General features: G+C 41.0%; 16 protein-coding genes. 5 read left to right on the top strand and 11 right to left on the bottom strand.

Annotation, left to right across the window (positions count from 1 at the left end; genetic code table 11):
* The first annotated feature begins 44 nt into the window (after positions 1-44).
* Together ACM0OR_RS17950 and ACM0OR_RS17945 are read left to right on the top strand one after the other, a co-directional pair.
* A complete protein-coding gene (locus ACM0OR_RS17950) occupies positions 45-1,400 on the top strand; it encodes a (Fe-S)-binding protein (RefSeq protein ID WP_414577821.1) in 1,356 nt (451 codons plus the stop codon).
* Positions 1,401-1,844: 444 nt separating this feature from the next.
* The gene (locus ACM0OR_RS17945) at positions 1,845-2,717 is read left to right on the top strand and encodes a hypothetical protein (RefSeq protein WP_414577819.1); all 873 of its coding nucleotides are present in this window, start codon (positions 1,845-1,847) and stop codon (positions 2,715-2,717) included.
* A 222-nt stretch (positions 2,718-2,939) separates the two neighbouring features.
* On the opposite strand, the gene ACM0OR_RS17940 is transcribed toward ACM0OR_RS17945, so the two are convergent.
* Positions 2,940-4,718, bottom strand: coding sequence for a DUF3685 domain-containing protein (locus ACM0OR_RS17940; RefSeq protein WP_414577817.1), 1,779 nt, complete (start codon positions 4,716-4,718; stop codon positions 2,940-2,942).
* Between the two features lie 116 nt (positions 4,719-4,834).
* Here ACM0OR_RS17940 and ACM0OR_RS17935 point away from each other — a divergent pair, with 116 nt between their 5' ends.
* Entirely contained in the window at positions 4,835-7,849 is a 3,015-nt protein-coding gene (locus tag ACM0OR_RS17935) for a pentapeptide repeat-containing protein (protein WP_414577816.1), read from the top strand.
* 160 nt (positions 7,850-8,009) lie between these two features.
* Here ACM0OR_RS17935 and ACM0OR_RS17930 read toward each other — a convergent pair whose 3' ends face one another.
* A complete protein-coding gene (locus tag ACM0OR_RS17930; protein WP_323266091.1) occupies positions 8,010-8,459 on the bottom strand; it encodes a Fur family transcriptional regulator in 450 nt (149 codons plus the stop codon).
* Between the two features lie 362 nt (positions 8,460-8,821).
* Here ACM0OR_RS17930 and ACM0OR_RS17925 point away from each other — a divergent pair, with 362 nt between their 5' ends.
* Positions 8,822-9,169, top strand: coding sequence for a hypothetical protein (locus tag ACM0OR_RS17925; protein WP_414577814.1), 348 nt, complete (start codon positions 8,822-8,824; stop codon positions 9,167-9,169).
* Positions 9,170-9,343: 174 nt separating this feature from the next.
* Here the strand turns inward: ACM0OR_RS17925 and ACM0OR_RS17920 are convergent, their stop codons facing one another.
* The 4 genes from ACM0OR_RS17920 to ACM0OR_RS17905 form a co-directional block, all read right to left on the bottom strand.
* Positions 9,344-9,847, bottom strand: a complete 504-nt coding sequence (locus ACM0OR_RS17920; protein WP_414577813.1) for an FHA domain-containing protein — start codon at positions 9,845-9,847, stop codon at positions 9,344-9,346.
* A 270-nt stretch (positions 9,848-10,117) separates the two neighbouring features.
* Positions 10,118-12,547: a heavy metal translocating P-type ATPase gene (locus ACM0OR_RS17915; protein WP_414577811.1), complete on the bottom strand. Its 2,430-nt coding sequence runs from the start codon at positions 12,545-12,547 to the stop codon at positions 10,118-10,120.
* Between the two features lie 465 nt (positions 12,548-13,012).
* Positions 13,013-13,288, bottom strand: a complete 276-nt coding sequence (locus tag ACM0OR_RS17910; protein ID WP_190708919.1) for a TM2 domain-containing protein — start codon at positions 13,286-13,288, stop codon at positions 13,013-13,015.
* 892 nt (positions 13,289-14,180) lie between these two features.
* Entirely contained in the window at positions 14,181-15,848 is a 1,668-nt protein-coding gene (locus ACM0OR_RS17905; RefSeq protein WP_414577809.1) for a type II CAAX prenyl endopeptidase Rce1 family protein, read from the bottom strand.
* Between the two features lie 112 nt (positions 15,849-15,960).
* On the opposite strand from ACM0OR_RS17905, the gene ACM0OR_RS17900 reads away from it, so the two are divergent.
* On the top strand, positions 15,961-16,659 hold the full coding sequence (locus ACM0OR_RS17900; protein WP_414577832.1) for a Uma2 family endonuclease: 699 nt from the start codon (positions 15,961-15,963) through the stop codon (positions 16,657-16,659).
* A 104-nt stretch (positions 16,660-16,763) separates the two neighbouring features.
* On the opposite strand, the gene ACM0OR_RS17895 is transcribed toward ACM0OR_RS17900, so the two are convergent.
* From ACM0OR_RS17895 to sufC, 5 genes are all read right to left on the bottom strand, one after another.
* The gene (locus ACM0OR_RS17895) at positions 16,764-17,396 is read right to left on the bottom strand and encodes a Uma2 family endonuclease (protein ID WP_414577807.1); all 633 of its coding nucleotides are present in this window, start codon (positions 17,394-17,396) and stop codon (positions 16,764-16,766) included.
* Between the two features lie 10 nt (positions 17,397-17,406).
* Complete coding sequence (locus tag ACM0OR_RS17890) at positions 17,407-18,006, bottom strand: hypothetical protein (protein WP_190708911.1); 600 nt, start codon at positions 18,004-18,006, stop codon at positions 17,407-17,409.
* A gap of 89 nt (positions 18,007-18,095) precedes the next feature.
* Positions 18,096-19,358 carry a cysteine desulfurase gene (locus ACM0OR_RS17885; protein ID WP_414577805.1) on the bottom strand — a complete coding sequence of 421 codons (1,263 nt, stop codon included), beginning with the start codon at positions 19,356-19,358 and terminating at the stop codon, positions 18,096-18,098.
* A gap of 78 nt (positions 19,359-19,436) precedes the next feature.
* Entirely contained in the window at positions 19,437-20,804 is a 1,368-nt protein-coding gene (sufD, locus tag ACM0OR_RS17880) for a Fe-S cluster assembly protein SufD (protein ID WP_414577804.1), read from the bottom strand.
* Positions 20,804-21,592 (bottom strand): Fe-S cluster assembly ATPase SufC, encoded by a 789-nt coding sequence (sufC, locus tag ACM0OR_RS17875; protein ID WP_414577830.1) that lies wholly within the window; start codon positions 21,590-21,592, stop codon positions 20,804-20,806. The genes sufD and sufC overlap by 1 nt, the downstream gene beginning before the upstream one ends.
* Positions 21,593-21,639 lie beyond the last annotated feature (47 nt).

Here is a 21,639-nt window from a genome sequence, read left to right as displayed (position 1 = left end):
ATTAACCACGGAGTCACAGAGACACAGAGAGGGGAAGGTTAAATATGCAGGTTTCAGAGAATTCTACTAATAATATTGCTAGCTTGAAGAATTTAAACGGGTTTGATGAGAATCATCCACCTGATCCGAAGTTAATAGATAGTTGTGTACATTGTGGATTTTGTCTGGCGACTTGTCCTAGTTATCGGGTGATTGGGAAGGAGATGGATTCCCCTAGGGGACGTATCTATTTAATGGATGCAATTAATGAGGGGGAAATTGCTTTAAATACGGCTACTGTTGAACATTTTGATTCTTGTTTAGGGTGTCTGGCTTGTGTGTCTACTTGTCCTTCTGGTGTGCAGTACGACAAGTTAATTTCTGCTACTCGTCACCAAGTCGAACGCAATTATTCCCGCAGTTTCTCTGATAAGTTAGTTCGTCAACTGATATTTTCTTTATTTCCCAACCCTGATGTTTTACGGATTTTTCTAATTCCCCTGTTTGTTTATCAAAAGTTGGGTTTTCCTAAACTTGTGCGTGCTACGGGGTTACTTAACAAAATATCACCTCGCTTGGCAGCAATGGAGTCAATTCTGCCGAAAATTACCGTCAAATCTTTTCAAAATAATTTACCTACTGTTATTCCCGCACAGGGAAAGAAACGCTATCGAGTCGGGATGATTTTGGGATGTGTACAACGCTTGTTTTTCTCTCCTGTGAATGAAGCAACGGTGAGAGTTTTAACAGCGAATGGGTGTGAAGTTGTGATTCCTCAATCTCAAGGTTGTTGTGCTGCACTACCCGAACACCAAGGACAAACAGCACAGGCGCAAGCGTTAGCTAGACAAATGATTGATAGTTTTGCTGATACTGGTGTAGATTATGTCATCATCAATGCTGCTGGTTGTGGTCATACTTTAAAAGAATACGGTCATATCCTAGCAGATGACCCAGAATATCGGGAAAAAGCCCAAGATTTTGCCGCTAAAGTTAAAGATGCTCAAGAGTTTTTAGCAACTGTTGGCTTAACAGTGAAACTTTCACCACTGACAAATAAACCTTTAAATTTGGTATATCAAGATGCTTGTCATTTATTGCATGGACAAAAGATTAGTGTAGAGCCACGGCAGTTATTAAAACAAATTCCAGGGGTGAGTTTAAAAGAACCCTTAGATGCAGCTTTGTGCTGTGGTAGTGCTGGTGTTTATAATATGTTGCAACCCGAAGTTGCAGAAGAATTAGGCAAGCAAAAAGTACAAAATTTATTAAACACTGGTGCTGCGTTAATTGCTTCTGCTAATCCTGGTTGTTCGTTGCAAATTACCAGGCATTTACAGTCCCAGGAACAGGACATTTCTGTGATGCACCCAATGGAACTATTAGATTATTCTATTCGAGGTGTCAAGTTGAAAATATAGTGATTTTTAATTAGTTAGTTCAGAGATTATAACCCCGCTTTCTCAGAGAAAGCGGGGTTATGAATTTTGTCTCCGATTTTGTATTCAAAAATAACCTAAAAAGAGAAAATATTCTAAAATTTATTCCTAAAGTATAAGGTATAGTCTTAAACTTCTCATTGTAAATTTCCTTCTTTAGACAGACGATAATAGTATTGTGAATTTCTATATTTGATGCTGTTTAATGATGATTTTGCTCAACACGAAAGACATTAAAAATGAAGGGATAAGCCCTATTACCTGAAAAAAAATAGAAACCATTTAAAACCTCTCTTATTTTATGTGAGAGGTTTTGATATGAGTTTCTAGAAGGTGTGAATAGCTGAAAGGTAATAATTATTTATCTAGATTTAGGTAAATAATTGTGTCTAAAAAAATTATTTTGGCAGTATACAAGGAGAGAAAATGGCCATTACCCATCAAGATAAAACAACTAGTTGGAATAAACGTATCAGTGCCACAGTAGTTGCATTAACAGCTTTACTTCTTCCAGCTTGTGCAACCGACCAACGGCAAGTTACTGCTCCTGATACAACGACAGAAACACCTGGAGTTTCTGCGCCTGTAGCAGAACAAGGTAATGTAACAGCTCCAGAAGTTAGTCAAAATACACAAGAACTCATTGGTAAACTTGTGACTGTCAGAAGCCAAGATATTAACAGAGTCAATGACAACGTATTTACAATTACTGACAGAGAAGCTTTTGGGGGAGAAAGAATTGCCGTTGTAAATAATACTGGCAAACCTGTTGATTTACCTGTCCCTCAAGATACAAGATTACAAGTTACAGGCACTGTTGCTAATTTTGATCCTAATACTATTAAACAAGAATATGGTGTAGATTTAGGTCAAGATGCTTTTCAAGAGTATGTTGGGAAACCAGCAATTATTGCTCGTTCAATTGCCTTAGCACCAACACCAGGAGCAATCAACGAAAATCCTCAAACCTACTACAATAAGGTTATTTCCGTACCTGGGAATGTTTCGAGAATCTACGGACCTAATGCCTTTGTTGTGGAAGATAGACAAGTATTGGGAACTAACCCACTATTAGTTTTAGTTACCAATCAATTGAAAGATAAAGCACCTATTAAAGAAGGTGAAAAGGTTGTGACTACTGGTACACTACGTCCATTTGTGGTGACTGAAATTGAGAAAGAATACAGTCCTGTTTGGGATGCAAATTTGCGAGGACAACTAGAGAAAGAATATAGTCAAAAACCTGTGTTAATTGCTGAAGGTATATATCCTACAGTCGTACCACAAGGCAATCGTTAATTGTTGTTTAGCTAGCTAAGTATAAGTTATAGCGTTTCTCGGTTGAGTGAAGTAGAAGAAACCCACCCCTAACCCCCTCCTCGCTTTTGGTGAGCAGGGTGGTTTCATTCGTACCCCGTCCGACTTTTCAAACAACCTCTTAGGTTTTTAAAATTTTGATGTTAGCAATAATACTTATCAAATATCCTCGGAGATCAAGTTGCACACGGAGTTAATTACGAATTACTTAGTCTTCTCATTGTTGCGCTTGAAGTTTTTTTCTGAGAAAGAGACACTACCAATACCTTGAATGACACCGCGACCAATTAGACCTAAACCGCGACCAATTATTTGGGTGAGTACGAAGACAATACCACTACCTAAAAAAGATAATACTGATTGTAGCCGGGGAGCGATCGCATCTCGAAATTCTAGAGTCAATGTCACTAGTAGAGGAATACCAGCAAGCTGGGCTAATTCTTCATTGCGAGGAGCATAAACGGAAATTGTCGCAATACCACGAGGTGCAAATAAAAATAATTCGTAACGGCTTTCAAAAATTGCCTGGGCTTCTTTAACATAATTATTTAGACGGTATTTCCAAGATAAATCATTTCTAAATCTTTCAATTTCTCGCGTGGATATTAACTTGCGATCATAAAAGTCTTTTTTGATTTGTTCTACATCTCCTAAAGAGTTGAGTAAAGGCTGCACTACGGCGTTAGCTACCTGAATTAACAAATTCTCTAGCATGATTTCTGCTTGGAAGTTGGCTTCTGAGCTACCTGCTGAGTAAGATGTATTATCTATGTATAAATCTGTTTGAAATAATAGGTAAGATAACAATTCCCCAACTAACGGAATTTTATTGAGAATCGCGGTTTGAACTACTATTGAATTTTGTAATAATACATTGACAATTTCTATATTGCGGTTTCCTAGTTTGATGCGAGAGAATTTGCCGAAAAAGTCTGTAACTGTAGCTTGCCATAAATCTTTTAAAATTATAGGCTGCAATTCTAATAATTGATTAACCGTAATTTGAGCTTCACGTAAATCATCTAATTGCTGAGATAATTTTTGAAGAATTAAATACAGTAATTCCCGTTTTCTCTCTTCACGAAATATGTCAATTTCTAAGGGAATATCTGAAACATTTTCTAAAGAAAATTGCAGTTTATTGATACAGGATGCAAAGAGAGTAGATTGCAGTAATCTAGGACTTAATAACGGGGGTGTAGTTAATATGGCTTGTACATCTGAAGGGACAATATTACTACTAGGTGAAGGTAATACAGGCGGTGGTGGTTGGACTGAGGGAATGAATTCTGGTTGCTGTTCTTGTTGTCTTTCTTGAGGGGCTAATAACAATTGATTAAGTAGCCAACGAGCTGCTAAAAGTTCTCGTCGTTGTCCAGCTAAAATTGCTCTATCTAGGATTGGTAAACCAGGGATTTGTAATTGGGCTGTAATTTCTTTTAAACTCGCTTCAATGTAACCAATTCCTGATGAATGTAAGTTATTTCGCCACTTTGCCAAGGGTAAGCGTCGTGCTGGAGTTTGGGGCGGAGGATTTAATTGAATGCTTGTTCTGGTTTCTAACCAATAGGAATTACCATTGGCTACCTCTACCATCGCCGTCACCAATTCCGCTACAGGAGTACCTTTAGAACAGTAACCATCTGCACCAAAAGCCTTGGCTGCCATGATGATGCCTGGTGTTTGCACAGAAGAGAAGAGTAAAATCGGTAGCGTGGGATATAACGCTTTGAGTTGCTGAATTAGTTGTAAACCTTGTTGCTGAGAATCTGTTGAGCGATTATCACCTAATTCCAAAATTACCAAATTCACTTGGTTGGGGTCTTGTTGAGCTAGTTCTGTTAGAGTTTGCAAAACTGCTGTATCTGTGGCAGCTTCTGATACCACTTGTAAGTTAGGCATTGCCTCTAACGCTACCCGTAGTCCCAAGCGGAAGATAGGGTCTGGATCAACTAAGATAATTTTTAAAGGGCGATCGCTCATAAGCAATTTAAAATACTCTAGGAGTTCGTGGTAGAAGTCTTCCCCATTGTTACCTGTTTTCGTCCTCTAATAAATGGATGATAATTGGCATAGGCAGCACTTCACTATGTAATTAAATGAACCTTAGTATTAGGCATTGGTTGGCAGAACGCCAGCTGACAATCAGTTACACTTCAAATTTGGCAGTCGGGCAATTATCAGGTATTGCTTATCGTATTGTCCAGGATATGGAAGTTAAAAGCCTAATACCGTTGGATATTTGTACTTTAGCTGAGGTTTTGGCACTGCCTTTAGACACGGTTGAACAAGAAATTACTGTCATTACTTTATTAACCGAAAGTCTGCTACATAGTCTCAGCCAAAAAAAAGCTTTAAAACGCAACGAAGGTACATGGCTAGCTTTTCAACTTGCGTATTTGCGAGCTTTAAAAGAAGTTTTACACCAAGAAACTATTCTACAAAGACCTTGGCTAAACCGTGCCAAGATACCCTTCTGCACACCAGTCCTTCAGGATGTGCCACTCCAAGGATTATTAAAAACCCTCTCTCCAGGCAAATTGACAGACACCCAAGCTGAACAAGCTTTGTCTTTGGTAGCAGACTCATTACTAGTACAACAAATGAATTATGCTACTGCTGCTTGGTTTGTCGCTAATGGTACAGAGGAGTTAGAGGCGAAATTATTAACTCAACGGTTGACACACGCTCTTCCTGGATATTTACTATCAGTCATTGCCCAGAATGCCCTAGCTTTGGCTCAACTACAAAAATTTTTCCAATTGGGAACACCTGGTGATAACCACAGCCCAGAATTGGGTGCGATGGTAACAGATAAAATTGACTTACATCGAGAAAATTACCGTGCCAGTTTACTACAAAACCTCAGTACACCGTTACTGATGGAATCTTTTGCTTTGAAGGATATTTATATTCCTTTAGCTGGAATACCACAAACAGGCAATGATGAGTTGCCAGTTGATTTAAAAACATGGATGCAGCAACAGTTAACTGATTTAGAAACTATAACTGTGATTGAATCAGCACCGGGCTATGGTAAAACGAGTTTCTGCCAGATGTGGGCGGCGGAAATAGCACGGGAACTTTACCCGTCTTGGATGCCTGTTGTGATTCGGTTGCGCGATATTCGATATGACAAAAATTTAATCGAAACTCTCAATTCTGGTTTTGGATTCAATCAACATACTCATCTTGCCACTTGGCTAGGACAAGATCATTCTCGATGTGTGTTGCTACTAGATGGACTAGATGAATTGCCTTCTGCTAGTCAGAGTAAAAGAACAAAGAGAATTTTTATCCAACAGTTAATCCAATTTCAAGCTCAACATCGCCATAAAATTGTGTTGACTAGTCGCTCAACAACGGTACAAGAATTTGCGCCAGAAATACCCCCACAATGGCGACGCATTGAGATTCAGCAGTTGACTGCCAATAAACTGAAGCTATGGTTTCAACAGTGGACATTAATTCAATCGTTACCTGTGGCGCAAAACTTTTTTACGTTCTTAAAACAGGCAGGTTTATTTACAAGTAAATCTAAGTTACCAGAACTCTCAGCTTTGGTACACCAACCATTGATGCTGTATCTTTTGGGCGTTTTACATCGGGATGGGTTACTAGATGATGCGATATTACAGTTAGCTTATAACCAACAAAATACCGATTCCTCTTTGTTGTGGGAAATTTATCATCGCCTCCAACAATGGTTGTTAGGCTATCCCTTAACTAGCAATATCCACACTAGCCTACAGCGTTCAGGATTAGCTCATATACATCGTACACAAGAAGCGATCGCGAATTTACTTGCTAGCCATCATCCCCAAAATTTAATCGACCATATACAAACCATCTCTCTCCAAATTTTACACAGCGATCGCCATCAAATTACCCTGGAATCAACCCCAACAAGTAACTTGCCCGCGTTTTATTTTCAAATGCAGGGGTGCAGGGGAGACGTTTTTACCCCAATGACGGCATTTGCTACAACGGAGGAGACCTCCGCAACGCACTGCCTGCCCAATGCCCAAACTATCGAATTCTCTCACCCCAACCTAGGAACATATCTCTGCGCTGAGGCGGTGGCTAGTCAATTACAAATGTTGACGCAGTGCCAAGGAGATATTTACGGCACGCAAAATTTTCTGATTGATTCTCCTAGTAGTGTTGCCCAGCACCTGTATAATTTACTGGGTTATGGTATTCTGACTCAAGGAATTACAGAATTAGCGATCGCTAGTTTACACCATCAGCCAAAAAATCATTTTTCTTGGGAAATTCTCATCCAACGTCTGGAATCTTTTTGGCGTGGTTACTGTCAAGGACGTTGGTTAGATGAAGGTATCGCCCACACTGCTTTATCTTATTTCCACACACTGCAAAATCCTGTCAATGTAGAACAGCTAAATACCTATGTGGGTATCAATGTGTTTTTCTTGCTAGGCGGTATGCACAAAAAAATTCAAGTTGCTTTTTCTCCTTGTGGCAACCCCAGCAATACCACAGAATTTTATCCAGAAGCAATGCTCATGTTGTTAGCAAAAGCAGCATTACTGGATACTAATGTTATTAAACGCATCCATTCTGAATCTCTATCGGGGATTAATCTCTCAGGTGCATCCTTATCTCAAATTATGCTGGCAGGCTCTAATTTTGAGCAGACAAATTTAGTCAATGCAGTATTGACAGGAGCAAATCTCACTGGTGCTAACCTGACTGGTGCGAATCTCAGTCAGGCAAATCTGACTGGTGCAAATCTTCCTAACGCAAATCTTAGTGCTGCAAATCTCACTAATACAAATTTAACTGGTGCTAACCTGATTGATGCAAATCTTAGTGATGCTAACTTCACTAATGCTTGTTTATCTGATACTGTCATTAGCGAAGGTAATCGAGAAACTGCTAAATTCAACGGTGCTTTATTCTCCTTAGAACAGTTTCAAGCTTTGAAAGTTTTATTGTCAGAGCAATCACAGTTTCACATTCAGAGCAGTACCGATAGCACAAAAATTTGGGATAATACCGACGATATCGGCATCATTGAAAGCTTAGAAGGTGAACTAATGTTACCTCCAAATTTAGATGATGATGCCGATGATGAAACGGTTTTTTATTAAAAGTTACGGGAAACTCCATCCCTTTCTGGGTGGATAGGGATAGTCCTCCCGTCCCCTCATCGCTTGGGGATGTGGTTATTAGTAGCTTCTCTCTTATGCGCCATACCCAAAAACTTGATCCCCTTTCTGCGGGACGCTGCGCGAATATGGAGTGAGTTTTTTATTCACTGTCTTGAGGACTGCGATAGCCGTAGAAGTTAATTGTATATTCAGTAATTTTTACTCCTGTTTTTTGTTCAACTTCACGGATAAATTCTTCTGGTAGTTCAATATGAACATCAAGAATTTGATTAGTATCTAAACAATTAACATGACTGTGGGCATCGCTAATATTGCCATATAAACGCCCATCACAGCGTTCAATGCACTCAATAATCCCTTGAGTTGATAATGCTTCTAAATTCTGATATACAGATGTATGACCGATTTCTTTACCTTGTTGGTTGAGGCGATCGTAAATTTCCCTCGCAGAAAGGTGTTCATTAGCTTGCCATAGTAGTTCTAGAATAAAGCGACGTTGACGGCTAACCCGCATACCTAGTATTTGACACCGTTCAAGTGCATCTTCTAAAGAGCGAATGGGTTTTGTGGATACTACCTGTTTCTGCATATTTAAGTCTACTTCACTATCGGGAGAGTTTTCCCAGTTTGAGTGGATGGCTGCTATGTATCTACCAGGAAACTACAATTTTGCCTTAACACCTGTACTGCTACTGGGGAATGCTGCGGAAATTACAGTTTGAGGTGATTGTGGGGATAATTTTCTGATGTTTGCCTCACCACACTTTCCTCTAAAACAAACTCATTACAACTTTAGCTTAAATTTTAGGTAAATGTCCACTTTGGGTCAGGGGCTAGTGCCGCTAGGCGAAGTCAAAAGTTAAAAAGCAGTTTAAGGAATCATAACCACTTGCTAGTTTAGTCACTTCAGTATTATAGGATGGACGGAGTGTTACAAGGTGTGGGGCTATTATGGCTCGCTATACATGTTCATTTATGATTGCTGTTAATATTGACGATCTACAGCCACTAGTTCTAGACCTGTTACAGAACTGTGATTTGGAAATTCAATACTATACACCCGATTACGTTATGGCGCGGGAGATTCTGGGGAATGCTTCGGTTTCCCAATTAGTCAAAGTGGAAGTGCTGATTGACAAATCTACGGCTACAGAGACAGAAACCCGGATAAGTATTGTCATTAAAAACGAGGAATTACCACTCCGCATTAATAATCGCTGCCGACAAATGTTTGATTTTATCAGGCAAGAAATTGAGGGAAGTCGCTGTTGGCATTTAATCGAAACCCTGGCGGGTTAATCCTGAAATTAAGGGCAATGGGGCAATTCAACATAATTACTAATTCGTAATTTGTAATTCGTAATTAACAGGGATTGAGTCCCACTCTAATTTTTTAAAATTAACGGTCTACAGTGAGTTGGGGTCTAAATCCTCAACTCATTCAATTACGAATTAAGAATTATCAATTACGAATTATATCTCCTCTATGTCATCAGTCATACTGGGATTGATGAGTGTAATGTCATACTCACTAGCATCAGTTTGTCCAGAACGTTGAGTATTTTTCAACAGATAATAAATGGCACGTATTTTGGGGCCAAAGACAATTTCATCTTCATTTTTTAAATCGTGGGCTGGCATTTTGCGCCCGTTAATGATGAAACCATTAGCACTAGGTTTGCCTTGACCGTCGCCATCGACGATGCGGTAATAATAGCTTTGAGTGTTATTATACCTCGGCAGTCTCACCAATGTAGCATGGCGACGAGAGACGAATTGAGATACTAAACGGATATTAGATTCGCGGTCTCTACCAAGTGAGTAGACAGGATTTTCCAAAGTAAATTCTTTACGACCCTGATCATCTTCCAGAATTAGTAGATGACTTTCATTGGTTTCTACTGCTGTTGATAAATCGTTACCAAAATTGTTGGAATTTTGATTAATTCTCAGTTCTTGAGTATTTTTACCTGCCATTCTTGCCCACTACAATCTGATGTTTGATGTTGTGCAGCACTACAGAATAGCGTTTCTCGCTTGTCTGCAATACACTCTGCTTGGAGTAGTGTATTTTCTGCCAATGACAACCGCTATATTTACTGGTACAGAGTAGAACTTATTTGTTTTACTCTGTAACTGCTGTCACTTTTCAAGGAGTGACAACAGATTTGATGAGATGCTGAACGTGTAAGTATGAATTTAGTTTAACCTGAGATGAAAGAAACTACATTGATGTTGTAATATTACCTAACGATGAGCTAAACGACGTAATAATACGGAGTTAGTTACTACGCTGACTGAGCTAAAGGCCATGAGTGCCGCCGCACCAGAGGGGCTGAGAACAAAACCCCAATTTGGTAATAAAACACCTGCTGCCAGAGGAATACCAATGGTATTGTAGGCAAAAGCCCAGAATAAATTTTGGCGAATTTTGTTGAAGGTGGCACGACTGAGGCGAATTGCTTGGACAACATCACTCAAGCGATCGCGCATCAAGACTATTTGGGCTGTTTCCATTGCGACATCTGTGCCAGAGTGTAAAGCAATGCCGACATCAGCTTGAGATAATGCAGGTGCATCATTGATTCCATCGCCAATCATGGCAACATGATGAGCAGATTCGGCTTGCAGTTCTTGGATGACGGCGGCTTTTTTGCTGGGGGGAACGCCTGCTATGACATCGGTGTGATCTATACCCAACTTTTGGGCGATCGCACTAGCAGCTTCTGGGCGATCGCCACTTAAAAGCATCACCCGCAAACCCATCTGGCGCAATTGTTCTACTGTGGTGTGAGCATCTTCTCTGAGGGTATCTTGCACACCAATCACACCCGCCAAAATCCCTGCAACGGCAACACCGACAACGGTTTTCCCCTCTGTTGCTAGCTCTTTAGCTGACTGTTGTGCTGTCTCATCAATTACAACACCATGCCAACTCAACCATTCCCAGTTCCCTAACAGTACCGTTGCGCTATCTACCACCGCCGATACACCCAACCCTGGTTCAGTGTGGAAGTCTACAGCATCTGGAATCGCTAACTGTAGACGCTGGGCTTCCTGCTGAATGGCTTTAGCGAGGGGATGGTAAGTGCCACTTTCCACGGCGGCGGCAAGTTTTATTAGAGCATGGGGCATGAAATTTCTCCCCTGCTCTCCTGCTTCCCAGTCCCCAACCACCAAACAATCAGTAACTTGCGGATTACCCGTGGTAAGTGTACCTGTTTTATCGAAGACCACGGTGTTGAGTTTGTGGACTTTTTCTAAAACGTCGCCACCTTTGATTAATAGACCCTGTTCTGCACCGATGCCTGTACCAACTAAAATGGCTGTGGGTGTTGCGAGTCCTAAAGCGCAGGGACAGGCGACAACCATGACAGCGATCGCTAGTTTTAAACTAATGAGGAGTGGAGCGTGCTGAGTGCTGAGTGCCGGGTGGTGAGTAGTGTGTGCGGCGTGGCTCATGATTTCTATGCCACTGGTAGTAGTGACATCAGGCCAAATATGAGTACCGAAACAGTACCAAAAGATAAATGTCAAGGCTGAGGCTGTTAATACCCCGTAGGTAAAGTAACCTGCTACAGTGTCGGCTAATTTTTGGACTGGGGCTTTGCGGGTTTGGGCAGCTTCTACTAAGGCGACGATGTGGGCTAAGGTAGTGTCAGCACCTGTACGGGTGGCTTGGATAGCGATCGCGCCTGATTGGTTAATAGTGCCTGCGGCAACTGTATCTCCCGGTTGTTTAATCACCGGCACGGCTTCCCCAGTCAGCATCGACTCATTGATTGTTGTCTGCCCAAAACGGACTTCGCCATCTACAGGGATTTTATCTCCTGGCAAAACTTGCACCCATTCGCCAACTTTGACTTGTTCGGCGGGAATTTCGATAGTGTTTGTTCCGAGTCCTATCTTTTCTGTATCTGGGTTAGGAATCAATCGCGCTATTTGTGGTTGAAGTGCTAGCAGCTTCCTAAATGCGGCGGCGGCTTTACCCCTGGCTTGTTGTTCTAATGTCCTACCTAACAGGATAAAGCCCAGCATCATCACTGGTTCGTCAAAGAAACACTCCCAACCCAGTTGAGGAAAAAATAATGCTACGACGCTGGCTGTGTAGGCGGTGAGAGTACCCAATCCCACTAAGGTATTCATGTTGGGTGCATTCCGCCGCCAACCTAGCCACCCATCTATTAAAATGGGGCGACCAGGAATTAATAGTGCTAGGGTTGCCAAACCATAATGAAACCAGATGTTATCCAATGCAGGTAAGATTTGGCTGCCCAGATTACCCAAATGTCCGATACCTGAAAATAACAATAGCACCGCCGCGATCGCCAACTGTTGCCACGCAGCGCGCATTTGTCGGCGTTGTCGTTCTGTGGGGTCTTTTGATGTCGATTTGCCTGCTACTTTGTCGTTAGCTTTCCGGGGTTGAGTAGGGAATCCGCTTGCTGTCAATTTCTGGGCTAATAGTTCTGGGTCTACTGCACCCGTTTCCGATTCTACAACTGCTACCTCTGTAGCCAGATTCACACAAGCACTCTTGACTCCTGGATATTGGATGAGTTGTCTTTCTACTGCACTCACACAACCAGCACACTTCATACCCCCAACATCTAAAAGAATTTTTTCTCTAGTCGGGGTCGGTTCTAAGTCAAGCTGAGTTTTCGGGACAAGTTGCATGGCAGGTTTTTAGATTCGCTATAAGAATTCTGGCGTTTGCATAAAAGCACCTCTAATTTGAGGGTAGCGAAATCTGGAACTAAGACTCAATTGTAAATATATTAAATTTACGAATGGGGCATCATCAGTTATCAGTCATCAGTCACTATTCACTGATTTAACTCCCCAATCCCTTCTAACTCCGACTCCAACGTTGGGAAGTCACGTAGATCAAAGTTACAAGCTGAATTGGTAGGAAGATAATCAGACTCTTCAAGAAATAGTGGACTTCGATGTTAGACATAGCACTAACATAGCCCATTCCCACAAATACAAATATTACCCAGGTTAGATACTTACGTTTGCTGGTAAACATATCAGGTTAAATTAATTACAAGTATTAAAAAGGCACTAGTACCGCAAGGCGGAAATCAAATGCCATGCTGTACTAGGTGTTAGAAGCTAGTCGATGCCTAATGCCTGATTTTAAAACCAACCCTGTTTATTTACTATATAAGTGTCAACGAATTGTTCAGGAGTTTTGTTTAAGTAGATCATGCCTTCAACTAAACCAACAAGCTGCATAATTAACAAAGTCATGCCGTAGGAAAAAGTACCCCCAACGACGGATATAACCAACATAATAAAGCCTTCTGGAGCATATCCTAAAATAAATTTATGCACTCCAAAACCACCGAAAATAATCCCACAATAGCTAGCTAATAATTGTTTGTGAGTTTGAGTTGGGTTGAGATTTGCCATCTGGTTTCTGCTCCTTGAAACTATGTGTAAAACTAAGGTTTTTACTGTGATTAGATCAAGCAAATATATTTTGACTGAGTTGGTATTAGAAGTTTTGCCCACACTTATAGAAATGTGGGTGAAACTAGTCTCTAATAGTCGTGGATAGATAAGCTACTAAGAATTAGATTGAGTAGTTCATCTAGTTATGCCTGGAATTATCTTGTTTATTTATGGCTATGGCAATCCTGTTCTATTTTTAAGAATTGCGAGACTTTACAGGGTTCTCGGCTCTCAAAAAAGATTTAGGAAGGCTACATTAACCATATTGACGAAATAAACTAGGTCAGTATTATTACAGATTTTGAGTAAATAGTCCTCTTTCACGAGAATTAATTTTAAATTAATACGTGAAAGTAGCTTTACCATACCACTCCCTACTCTTATACCCGTATTATCTCCGGATTTTTATCGGAGATGGTCACAATCTTCAAGATAACTTTAATGGAAATTACCTGCGTCAGATACAGAGGGAGGGTTTACTCCGGCGAAAAAATCCTATGATTACCTTCAGTATAAGAGAATGGTTGCAGTTTAAATTGTATTCATTCACCTGTGTTTATGACCATTAATCACACCGGGACTAGTCAATACATAATTCCGGGTTGGAGTGCTTAAGGATGGTAATCAACACTATAAGAACGAACTGAGTTATCCAGATGATAATAAAAATCTACTTGGAAATTTTGTAATCTATTTAACAGTATTACTGGTTATATATTCATAAATTCTATGTCTGTCATGAAATTGGTATATGATTTGATATTAGCTAATCATAATAGCCAAAAAATTTAGTTATGGGCAGAGAAAACTAAATATTTTTATGATTAGCAACCGTGTAGTTTCAGTTTGATTAATTACCGCTACCCAAGAGAAACAGACTGATGAGTGTGCCGCTATTCCAGAGGCTGTGCAGTAGTATGGGTGCAAGTAGGTTGCGCGATCGCGTGTAAACTACTCCTAAAACGATACCCAAAGCTGTCAATGGTAGGACTTCTGATAAACTCAGGTGCGCGATCGCAAATAACAAACCACTGGCGAGAATTGATCCCCAGACTGGTAGGTACTTAGTTAAAGACGGTAATAAAAAGCCGCGAAATAGGACTTCTTCAAACAGAGGAGCAGCGATCGCAGCTGTGACGTAAAATATTCCCAGTGCTACAAAGTCTTGGCTTTCCAGTGCTAGTTGTAATAGAGGGTTACTACCACCCTGTCCTTGCCATAGTTGCTGATTAATCAAGGAAACAATGACAACTATAGGTAAAGCCGCGCAATATCCCCCCAATCCCCACAAAAACCAATTATCCCGTAGTTGTAATTTAAACCAGAGTCTTGGTAAAGGGAAAAACCGCTTGATGGAGAAATACATTACCAATAGCGCACCCACAGCCACTAACAGGTAACTAATTAACACATAAACGGCTTGCAGGCGTACATCCCCAACGGGACGCGGAATTGGGAGTGTTAAGAGCAAAGCGGGAACAAAAACCTGTCCCATGAAGAAAAAGCCGACAACAAAAACCTGTAGTATGGTTTCCCCATCCCAAGGTGTTGTCCAAGGTAAGTCACCATTTTGCGCTAATAAAGCCTCTTTCCCTTTAATTAAGCGTTGAGCAGTTAAGGAAATCAAGAGGATTACTCCCACCAAGGCCGTGAGGGCGGGGACAGTACCAATAAATGCTAACTTGAACACAGCCTGAGTCGCCGCATCTTGTTGTGCTGCTTGCACTTCTGATAAAGCTGCTTGGCGTTGCTGGAGTTGGTAAAGTTGAACCAAAGCTGTAGAACTAAACCAACCTGTTAAATTATTTTGAATCTGTTGTTGAGCATCAGGTAACAGACGCGGGGGATCACTCCATAGTCCGATTAATACAGCAGCCGTTTCTTTAGTGCTGAGTGCTGTTAGCGGTAGCGCGGCGTTTAGCCGGTGCTGAGTGCTGTTAGCGGTAGCGCGGCGTTTAGCCGGTGCTGAGTTTTGAGTGCTGGATTCTGTTTCTAATCGCTGTTGTAATTCACTCCAGGTTTTGAGTGCTGTATCTGTCTTTCCTTGTTTGGCTTGTAAAATTCCCAACTGTAAGTCTAATTCAGCTAGGAATTTTTGCATTTTTTGTTGGGACTGTTCTAGCTGCTTTACCTTGTCTGAGCGAGAAGCATCGATGGTGGGAGGGACTTCTGGTAGTGGTTTAGGTGGTGTAGGAATTGCATCTGTAGAGCGCAGTTGTGCAAGTTGGCTTTGAACTTTTACCAAATTAGTCTGCACAGATTGACGTGTTTCTCGGTATTTCTCCGTAGCACTTTCGAGGGGTTGATCCCCCAGGATTGCTTCTCGAATCGCCTGGGAGCTATCATCTTGACTATTTGCTGCTTGCCAAGCTTGCGCTTGCAGAGCAATATTAGTTTGATAGAGTTCCAAGCGAGTTTGAAACTGCGGTTCTTGCAAAGTACCGAATAGAGATGAAGCGGCAAATAAAACTGCGATCGGTGTCAGTATAAAGAATAAAAATATTCGTTTGAGTGTCATCTGTCCCCCTTTGTCGAACCAGTGGGAGAGAGTCCCCCTTGGGAATTATCGCAAGAAAACGCGAATGGTGGATCGATATGATGAATATTATGAGTTGGCGATCGCTCTTACCATGCTAAATTACAACCCATTACACTGCTTACCCTCCGCCGAGGATCTACCAGATTCTGACGATGAACCTGTGGATAACGAACTACAAGATTTAATTCCCAGCTTGCTCAAAGCCATCCTAGCTTGGATATGGTCAAGCCAGATGGATTGGTTTTTCGGGGTTGATATGGGAATTTATTACGATCCTGAACAGCCACCAATTGTCCCCGATGGTTTTCTCAGCTTGGGAGTTGAGCGCGTTTTTGATGAGAATTTGCGCCTCAGTTATGTACTGTGGGAAGAAAAAGTCATGCCAATTATGGCTTTAGAAGTTGTTTCTCACAGACGCAGGGGAGAATATACTTACAAAAAGAAACTTTACGCCGAGATGGAGGTTTTATATTATGTTGTTTACAATCCCCAACGGCGGAAAAAACCACCTTTAGAAGTTTATAAGTTAATCAATAATGAATATGTATTGCAACCGGGAAATCCTGTTTGGTTGGCAGAGATAGGTTTAGCCATTGGTTATGAACAGGGAAATTATCAAGGAATTACAAGGGATTGGTTGTATTGGTATGATGCCCAAGGTGTGAGATATTTATCACCGGAAGAAAGAGCGATCGCCTCTGAACAACGCGCTAATACAGCAGAACAACGCGCTCAAAGGTTAGCAGCAGAATTGCGAAGATTAGGGATAGATCCTGATAATTTGAGTTGAGGTTGCGTTAGTTAGCATTCTATAAAACTTTGAATCACAGAAAAAAGGTATAAAACCTTTATTTCAGTAATACATCAATAATACTGAAATAATAATTAAACTAATTATTTCATATGTTCCCGCATCCAAACACGAAATGATTTGAGCAAAGCAATTTCACCCATGCTTTTGCTTTGCTGAATAAATCTGCTGATATCATTTACAGAAACTACAGGAAAGGCAAGACTAAATTCATGCTCAATATATTGCCCTTCTAGCAAATGATAAAATTTTAAATTTTGCCCGTCATACCTCCACAATTCAGCAATACCTAACGCTGAGTAAATATTAAATTTATTCACTGAACTACTAGTAATATCAATTTCAATTGCTAAATCAGGCGGCGGATCTGTTTCTAAATTTAATTTTTCTTTACCTCTCACCCTAAATTCATTTTGAATGTAGTAACAGTTATCTGGTTCTATACCTCGTTTAGCTAATGGGAGTTTTAAGGTTGTAGAGCCAGCACTTTTTATTTCTAAGTCTAATTCCTCAACTAGAGTAAATATTAAACGGTCAAACTGAATTTTAGGATTTTCGTGTTCAAAAAGTGGGGTCATAATTTCTAAAACGCCACAGTCATAGGCAAACCTAGAGCCTCTATCCTCCCCTGTGTCTCTCAGCAAAGCTTCAAAGGTTTCCCAGCTAACGTTATGTAAGACTGTTCTTTGTTCGGCAGGGGTTGACTGTATGAGCATATGAAAATACTTATTCTGTCAAAATATGCGATAAAATTCCTAAGATTTTACCTATATTATTAATATAATATTCACTTAAGTCAATTTCGACCACTTGTTCATAAAGTTTAAGAAATTTCCAGTTAGTACCTGTAGTTACAGTACCGTAAATAGTCTGAATATTATTACCTTCACGTTCATTAAATAATTTTGCTGCTATCATCTCGGCTACACATTGACCTAAGCCAGCATTGATATTTTCTTTTTTTGCTTCTACAATCGTGACAACTGGTGCATTTAAAATTAATAATTCTGGTGAAAGACTAATAATAAAGTCACAATTTCCATTTAACCCTTGTGCTGATTCTACAGTAAAATCAATGCCAGAAAATAAGCTAATTTGATTATTTAAATATTTTCTAATCGCAATTAAAATTGGTGCAATAATCATCTCAGAGCGAGATTTTTCTGTATTACTAGCAAGAGCTAATGGTATATTTTCTTTTAATACTTCTGCCAGTAATTCGGGACAATCTATTTCTGGTACAGATGCAAAGATATCTACTTTATCGGCAATGGTTAAACCAAAAGTTTTCCTAACTTTGTCTAAAGTAAAGTCACTGTATGACATTTTAGCAACTCCTGTAAATTAGTTGCGAGAAATAAAATACCCGACTGCTTCAAGAAGTCGGGTATCTGTGATTTACAATTAGGGTATTTTTAAGCAAAAATACCAGCAAAAAAGTCAATGGTTTCCTTGAGTGCTTTGATGAATACATCAATTTCCTCGCGGGTGTTGTAGAAAGATAAACTGACTCTTGCGGTGGCGGGTAAACCCATGTGACGGTGTAAAGGTTGAGTGCAGTGGTGTCCAGAACGGATGGCTACACCTTCTTGATCTAATAATGTAGATAAGTCGTTAGCGTGGACACCTTCAACGGTGAATGCTGCTAAGGCGGCTCTACCTTCTCCGTTTGCGTCGGGTTTTGGCCCGTAGATTCTAATTTGAGGAATTTGTGCTAATTCTTGGAACAAATAAGCTGTTAATTCTGCTTCGTAGGCGTGGATTTTATCCATACCTATATTAGTAAGATAATCTATGGCTGCACCCAGGGCGATCGCTTCCCCAATTGCAGGTGTCCCCGCTTCAAATTTATGGGGTAATTCTGCATAGGTGGAATGGTCTAAATACACTTCAGCAATCATCTCACCACCGCCAAAAAATGGTGGCATTGCTTCTAGTAATTCCAACTTACCATACAAAAAACCTATACCAGTCATCGCGCACATTTTATGCCCAGATGCTACCAACCAATCACAGTCGATTTGTTGAACATCGACAGGCATATGAGGTACACTTTGACAAGCATCAACTAAGAATTTCGCACCGTATCTGTGAGTAATTTTTGCAATCTCTGCCACTGGATTAATACAACCCAGTGTATTAGAAACATGAACTATAGAAACTAATTTAGTTTTCTCGGAAATCAGTTCTTTAAACTGTTCCAAATCTAAGGTTTCTTCTGGTGTTAATTCCACAAACTTGAGAACTGCACCTGTTTTTTGAGCAACAAATTGCCAAGGAACAATATTACTGTGGTGTTCCATCACCGACAAAATAATTTCGTCCCCAGCTTTTAAATTGTTCATTCCCCAGCTATAAGCTACGAGGTTAATAGCTTCGCTGGCGTTGCGGGTGTAGACGATTTCTTGGCGGGAGGCGGCGTTAATAAATTTAGCAATTTTATCCCGTGCGCCTTCATAAGCATCGGTGGCTTTAGCACTGAGGGTATGCGCTCCCCGATGCACGTTGGCGTTATATTGTTCGTAGTAATCCCTGAGTGCATTTAAGACGAACAACGGTTTTTGTGATGTCGCCGCATTATCTAAATAAACCAAAGGTTTATCGTTGATTTCTTGATGCAGTAGTGGGAAATCAGCACGAACTTTATCAGCCAGGGTTTTGGTAGAAGTATAAGTCATTGGTAATTCGTAATTCCTAAGTTGTAATTTGTAATTCGTAATTTTTTTACTACTTATCAATTACGAATTACAAGTTATTCAGTCATTGGCTAATGACTTAAAACTAGTGACTGTGTTTAACAATCTGTCTCGCAATGAGGAGACGGGGATTTGGTTGATGATTTCGGTGGCGAAGGCGTTAACTAATAACTTCCGCGCGTCGTTGGCATCAATACCCCGACTTTGCAGATAGAATATTTCATCATCTTCTAACTGGCTGACTGTTGCACCGTGAGCGCATTTTACGTTGTCGGCGGTGATTTCTAGTTGGGGTTTGGTATCAACTCTGGCTTTCGATGATAGCAGCAAGTTGCGGTTTAACTGGGCTGCATCGGTTAGCTGTGCTGGTTTGGGTACAAAAACCTTACCGTTGAAGACTGCGTGAGCGCGATCGCCTACAATACATTTATGTAGTTGCTTGCTTGTACCATAGGGATGATTGAGTGCGATCGCACTGTGAGTATCTCCTAATTGGTTGCCTGCAATCATTGTCAAACCGTTGAGGGTGGTTTCGGTTTGTTCGCCAGTTTGCAAAATCTCTAAGTTATGCCGTGATATTTTCCCACCCAATGAGATGGCGTGACAAGTATAGCGGCTATAACGAGCTTGAGTAACGGCAGTCTTCCCAATATGAAAAGCCTGTTTACTTTCTTGCTCAATTCTAGTGTGGCTCACATGGGCATTATCTGCGATCGCAATTTCCGTAACTGCATTGGTGAGGTAAACTTGCTCTTCCCCTTGGGGGTTCGCGACAAACTCTTCAATTACATTTACCTGTGAACCACTTTCCGCCACCACCAAACATCGGGGTTGGGAAATAGTCGCAGTCTCACCTGCAACCGAAATAAATAACAGATGAATGGGTGTATCAACGACTACGTTTTTTGCCACCAATACGACTGCTACATCAGATATTCCCGCCGTATTGAGAGATGTAAATACTTCTAATGCTCCCTCAGCTTGGGCTAAATGTTTTTGTACACGCTCCTGCTCAGTTACAGGTAACGCAGATAAATTCCCTATAACTACACCAGTCGGTAACGCTGCAACTGCTGATAACTCCGGCGCGTAAACACCATTCACAAATACCAACCGACTATTACCTGCTTCCGGTAACGTTAACGCGGTGATGTCGGGAGACGTTGCTTGCTCTACATGATTGAACGTCACCTGACGCAACGCTGACAAATCAGTAAACCGCCATTCTTCCTCACGGGTAGTAGGAATAGTTGCATGACGTACCCAATTAGCAGCGTGTTCGCGCAATTCCTGTAACCACCCTGTGGTAGCTGGTGCTGTCACCTGATTTAACAACGCCACTAAATTAGCGTCTCTATCTAACAGAGTAGATGTCAAACTCACCACTTCCGAGTTAGGGATAGAACTAGGAGAAACTTTACTAGACATTACACAGCCACCTCAACCGCAGTTTCTTCCAACAGCCAGTCATAACCGCGAGATTCTAATTCCAGTGCTAATTCTTTACCACCACTAGTGATAATTTGTCCCCGTGCCATGACGTGTACGAAGTCGGGGATAATATAGTCCAGTAACCGTTGATAGTGAGTAATCAGAATCGTGGCATTTTCTGGGTTAGCCAGTTGATTTACCCCATTAGCCACAATTTTGAGTGCATCAATATCTAAGCCAGAATCCGTCTCATCCAAAATTGCCAACTTCGGTTCTAGTAGAGCCATCTGCAAAATTTCGTTGCGCTTTTTCTCCCCGCCAGAAAACCCTTCATTCAGACTGCGATTCAGGAAAGAGGGATTCATCTTCACCACATCTAACTTTTCCTCAATCAAGTCATCAAAATCGAAAGCATCTAACTCTTCCAAACCTTGAGCCTTGCGACGAGAATTATAAGCCACCCGCAAGAAATCCAAATTACTCACACCGGGAATTTCCAAAGGATATTGAAACGCCAAAAATACCCCAGCCCTAGCCCGTTCCTCCGGTTCTAGTTCCAGCAAATTTTGCCCTTGAAAAATTATCTCCCCACCAGTCACAGCATAAGCCGGATGTCCCGACAACACCTTAGAAAAGGTACTCTTCCCAGAACCATTCGGCCCCATAATGGCGTGAACCTCACCAGCCCGAACTTCCAAATTCACACCCTTGAGAATCGGCGTACCATCAACCTCAGCCGTCAAATCCTTCACCGACAAAATAACTGCACTATTTTCAATAATCATGTTCTCTCTCTTCTCTCTCCGCGTACCTTTGCGTTTACCTTGGCGTA

Source organism: Anabaena sp. CCY 9402-a, from assembly GCF_963920945.1.
Taxonomy (GTDB): Bacteria; Cyanobacteriota; Cyanobacteriia; order Cyanobacteriales; family Nostocaceae; genus Trichormus; species Trichormus minutissimus.
The sequence above is the reverse complement of the archived record's forward strand: the minus strand, read 5'-3'. Positions and strand labels throughout refer to the sequence as shown.

Bases quoted from the DNA above. Each gene is read 5' to 3' on its own strand.
- ACM0OR_RS17885 (WP_414577805.1), bottom strand. From the start codon at position 19,358: ATGACTTATACTTCTACCAAAACCCTGGCTGATAAAGTTCGTGCTGAT.
- ACM0OR_RS17900 (WP_414577832.1), top strand. From the start codon at position 15,961: ATGCTAAATTACAACCCATTACACTGCTTACCCTCCGCCGAGGATCTA.
- sufD (WP_414577804.1), bottom strand. From the start codon at position 20,804: ATGTCTAGTAAAGTTTCTCCTAGTTCTATCCCTAACTCGGAAGTGGTG.
- ACM0OR_RS17940 (WP_414577817.1), bottom strand. From the start codon at position 4,718: ATGAGCGATCGCCCTTTAAAAATTATCTTAGTTGATCCAGACCCTATC.
- ACM0OR_RS17945 (WP_414577819.1), top strand. From the start codon at position 1,845: ATGGCCATTACCCATCAAGATAAAACAACTAGTTGGAATAAACGTATC.
- ACM0OR_RS17890 (WP_190708911.1), bottom strand. From the start codon at position 18,006: ATGTCATACAGTGACTTTACTTTAGACAAAGTTAGGAAAACTTTTGGT.
- ACM0OR_RS17925 (WP_414577814.1), top strand. From the start codon at position 8,822: ATGGCTCGCTATACATGTTCATTTATGATTGCTGTTAATATTGACGAT.
- ACM0OR_RS17920 (WP_414577813.1), bottom strand. From the start codon at position 9,847: ATGGCAGGTAAAAATACTCAAGAACTGAGAATTAATCAAAATTCCAAC.
- ACM0OR_RS17950 (WP_414577821.1), top strand. From the start codon at position 45: ATGCAGGTTTCAGAGAATTCTACTAATAATATTGCTAGCTTGAAGAAT.
- ACM0OR_RS17910 (WP_190708919.1), bottom strand. From the start codon at position 13,288: ATGGCAAATCTCAACCCAACTCAAACTCACAAACAATTATTAGCTAGC.
- ACM0OR_RS17905 (WP_414577809.1), bottom strand. From the start codon at position 15,848: ATGACACTCAAACGAATATTTTTATTCTTTATACTGACACCGATCGCA.
- ACM0OR_RS17915 (WP_414577811.1), bottom strand. From the start codon at position 12,547: ATGCAACTTGTCCCGAAAACTCAGCTTGACTTAGAACCGACCCCGACT.
- ACM0OR_RS17935 (WP_414577816.1), top strand. From the start codon at position 4,835: ATGAACCTTAGTATTAGGCATTGGTTGGCAGAACGCCAGCTGACAATC.
- ACM0OR_RS17895 (WP_414577807.1), bottom strand. From the start codon at position 17,396: ATGCTCATACAGTCAACCCCTGCCGAACAAAGAACAGTCTTACATAAC.
- ACM0OR_RS17930 (WP_323266091.1), bottom strand. From the start codon at position 8,459: ATGCAGAAACAGGTAGTATCCACAAAACCCATTCGCTCTTTAGAAGAT.
- sufC (WP_414577830.1), bottom strand. From the start codon at position 21,592: ATGATTATTGAAAATAGTGCAGTTATTTTGTCGGTGAAGGATTTGACG.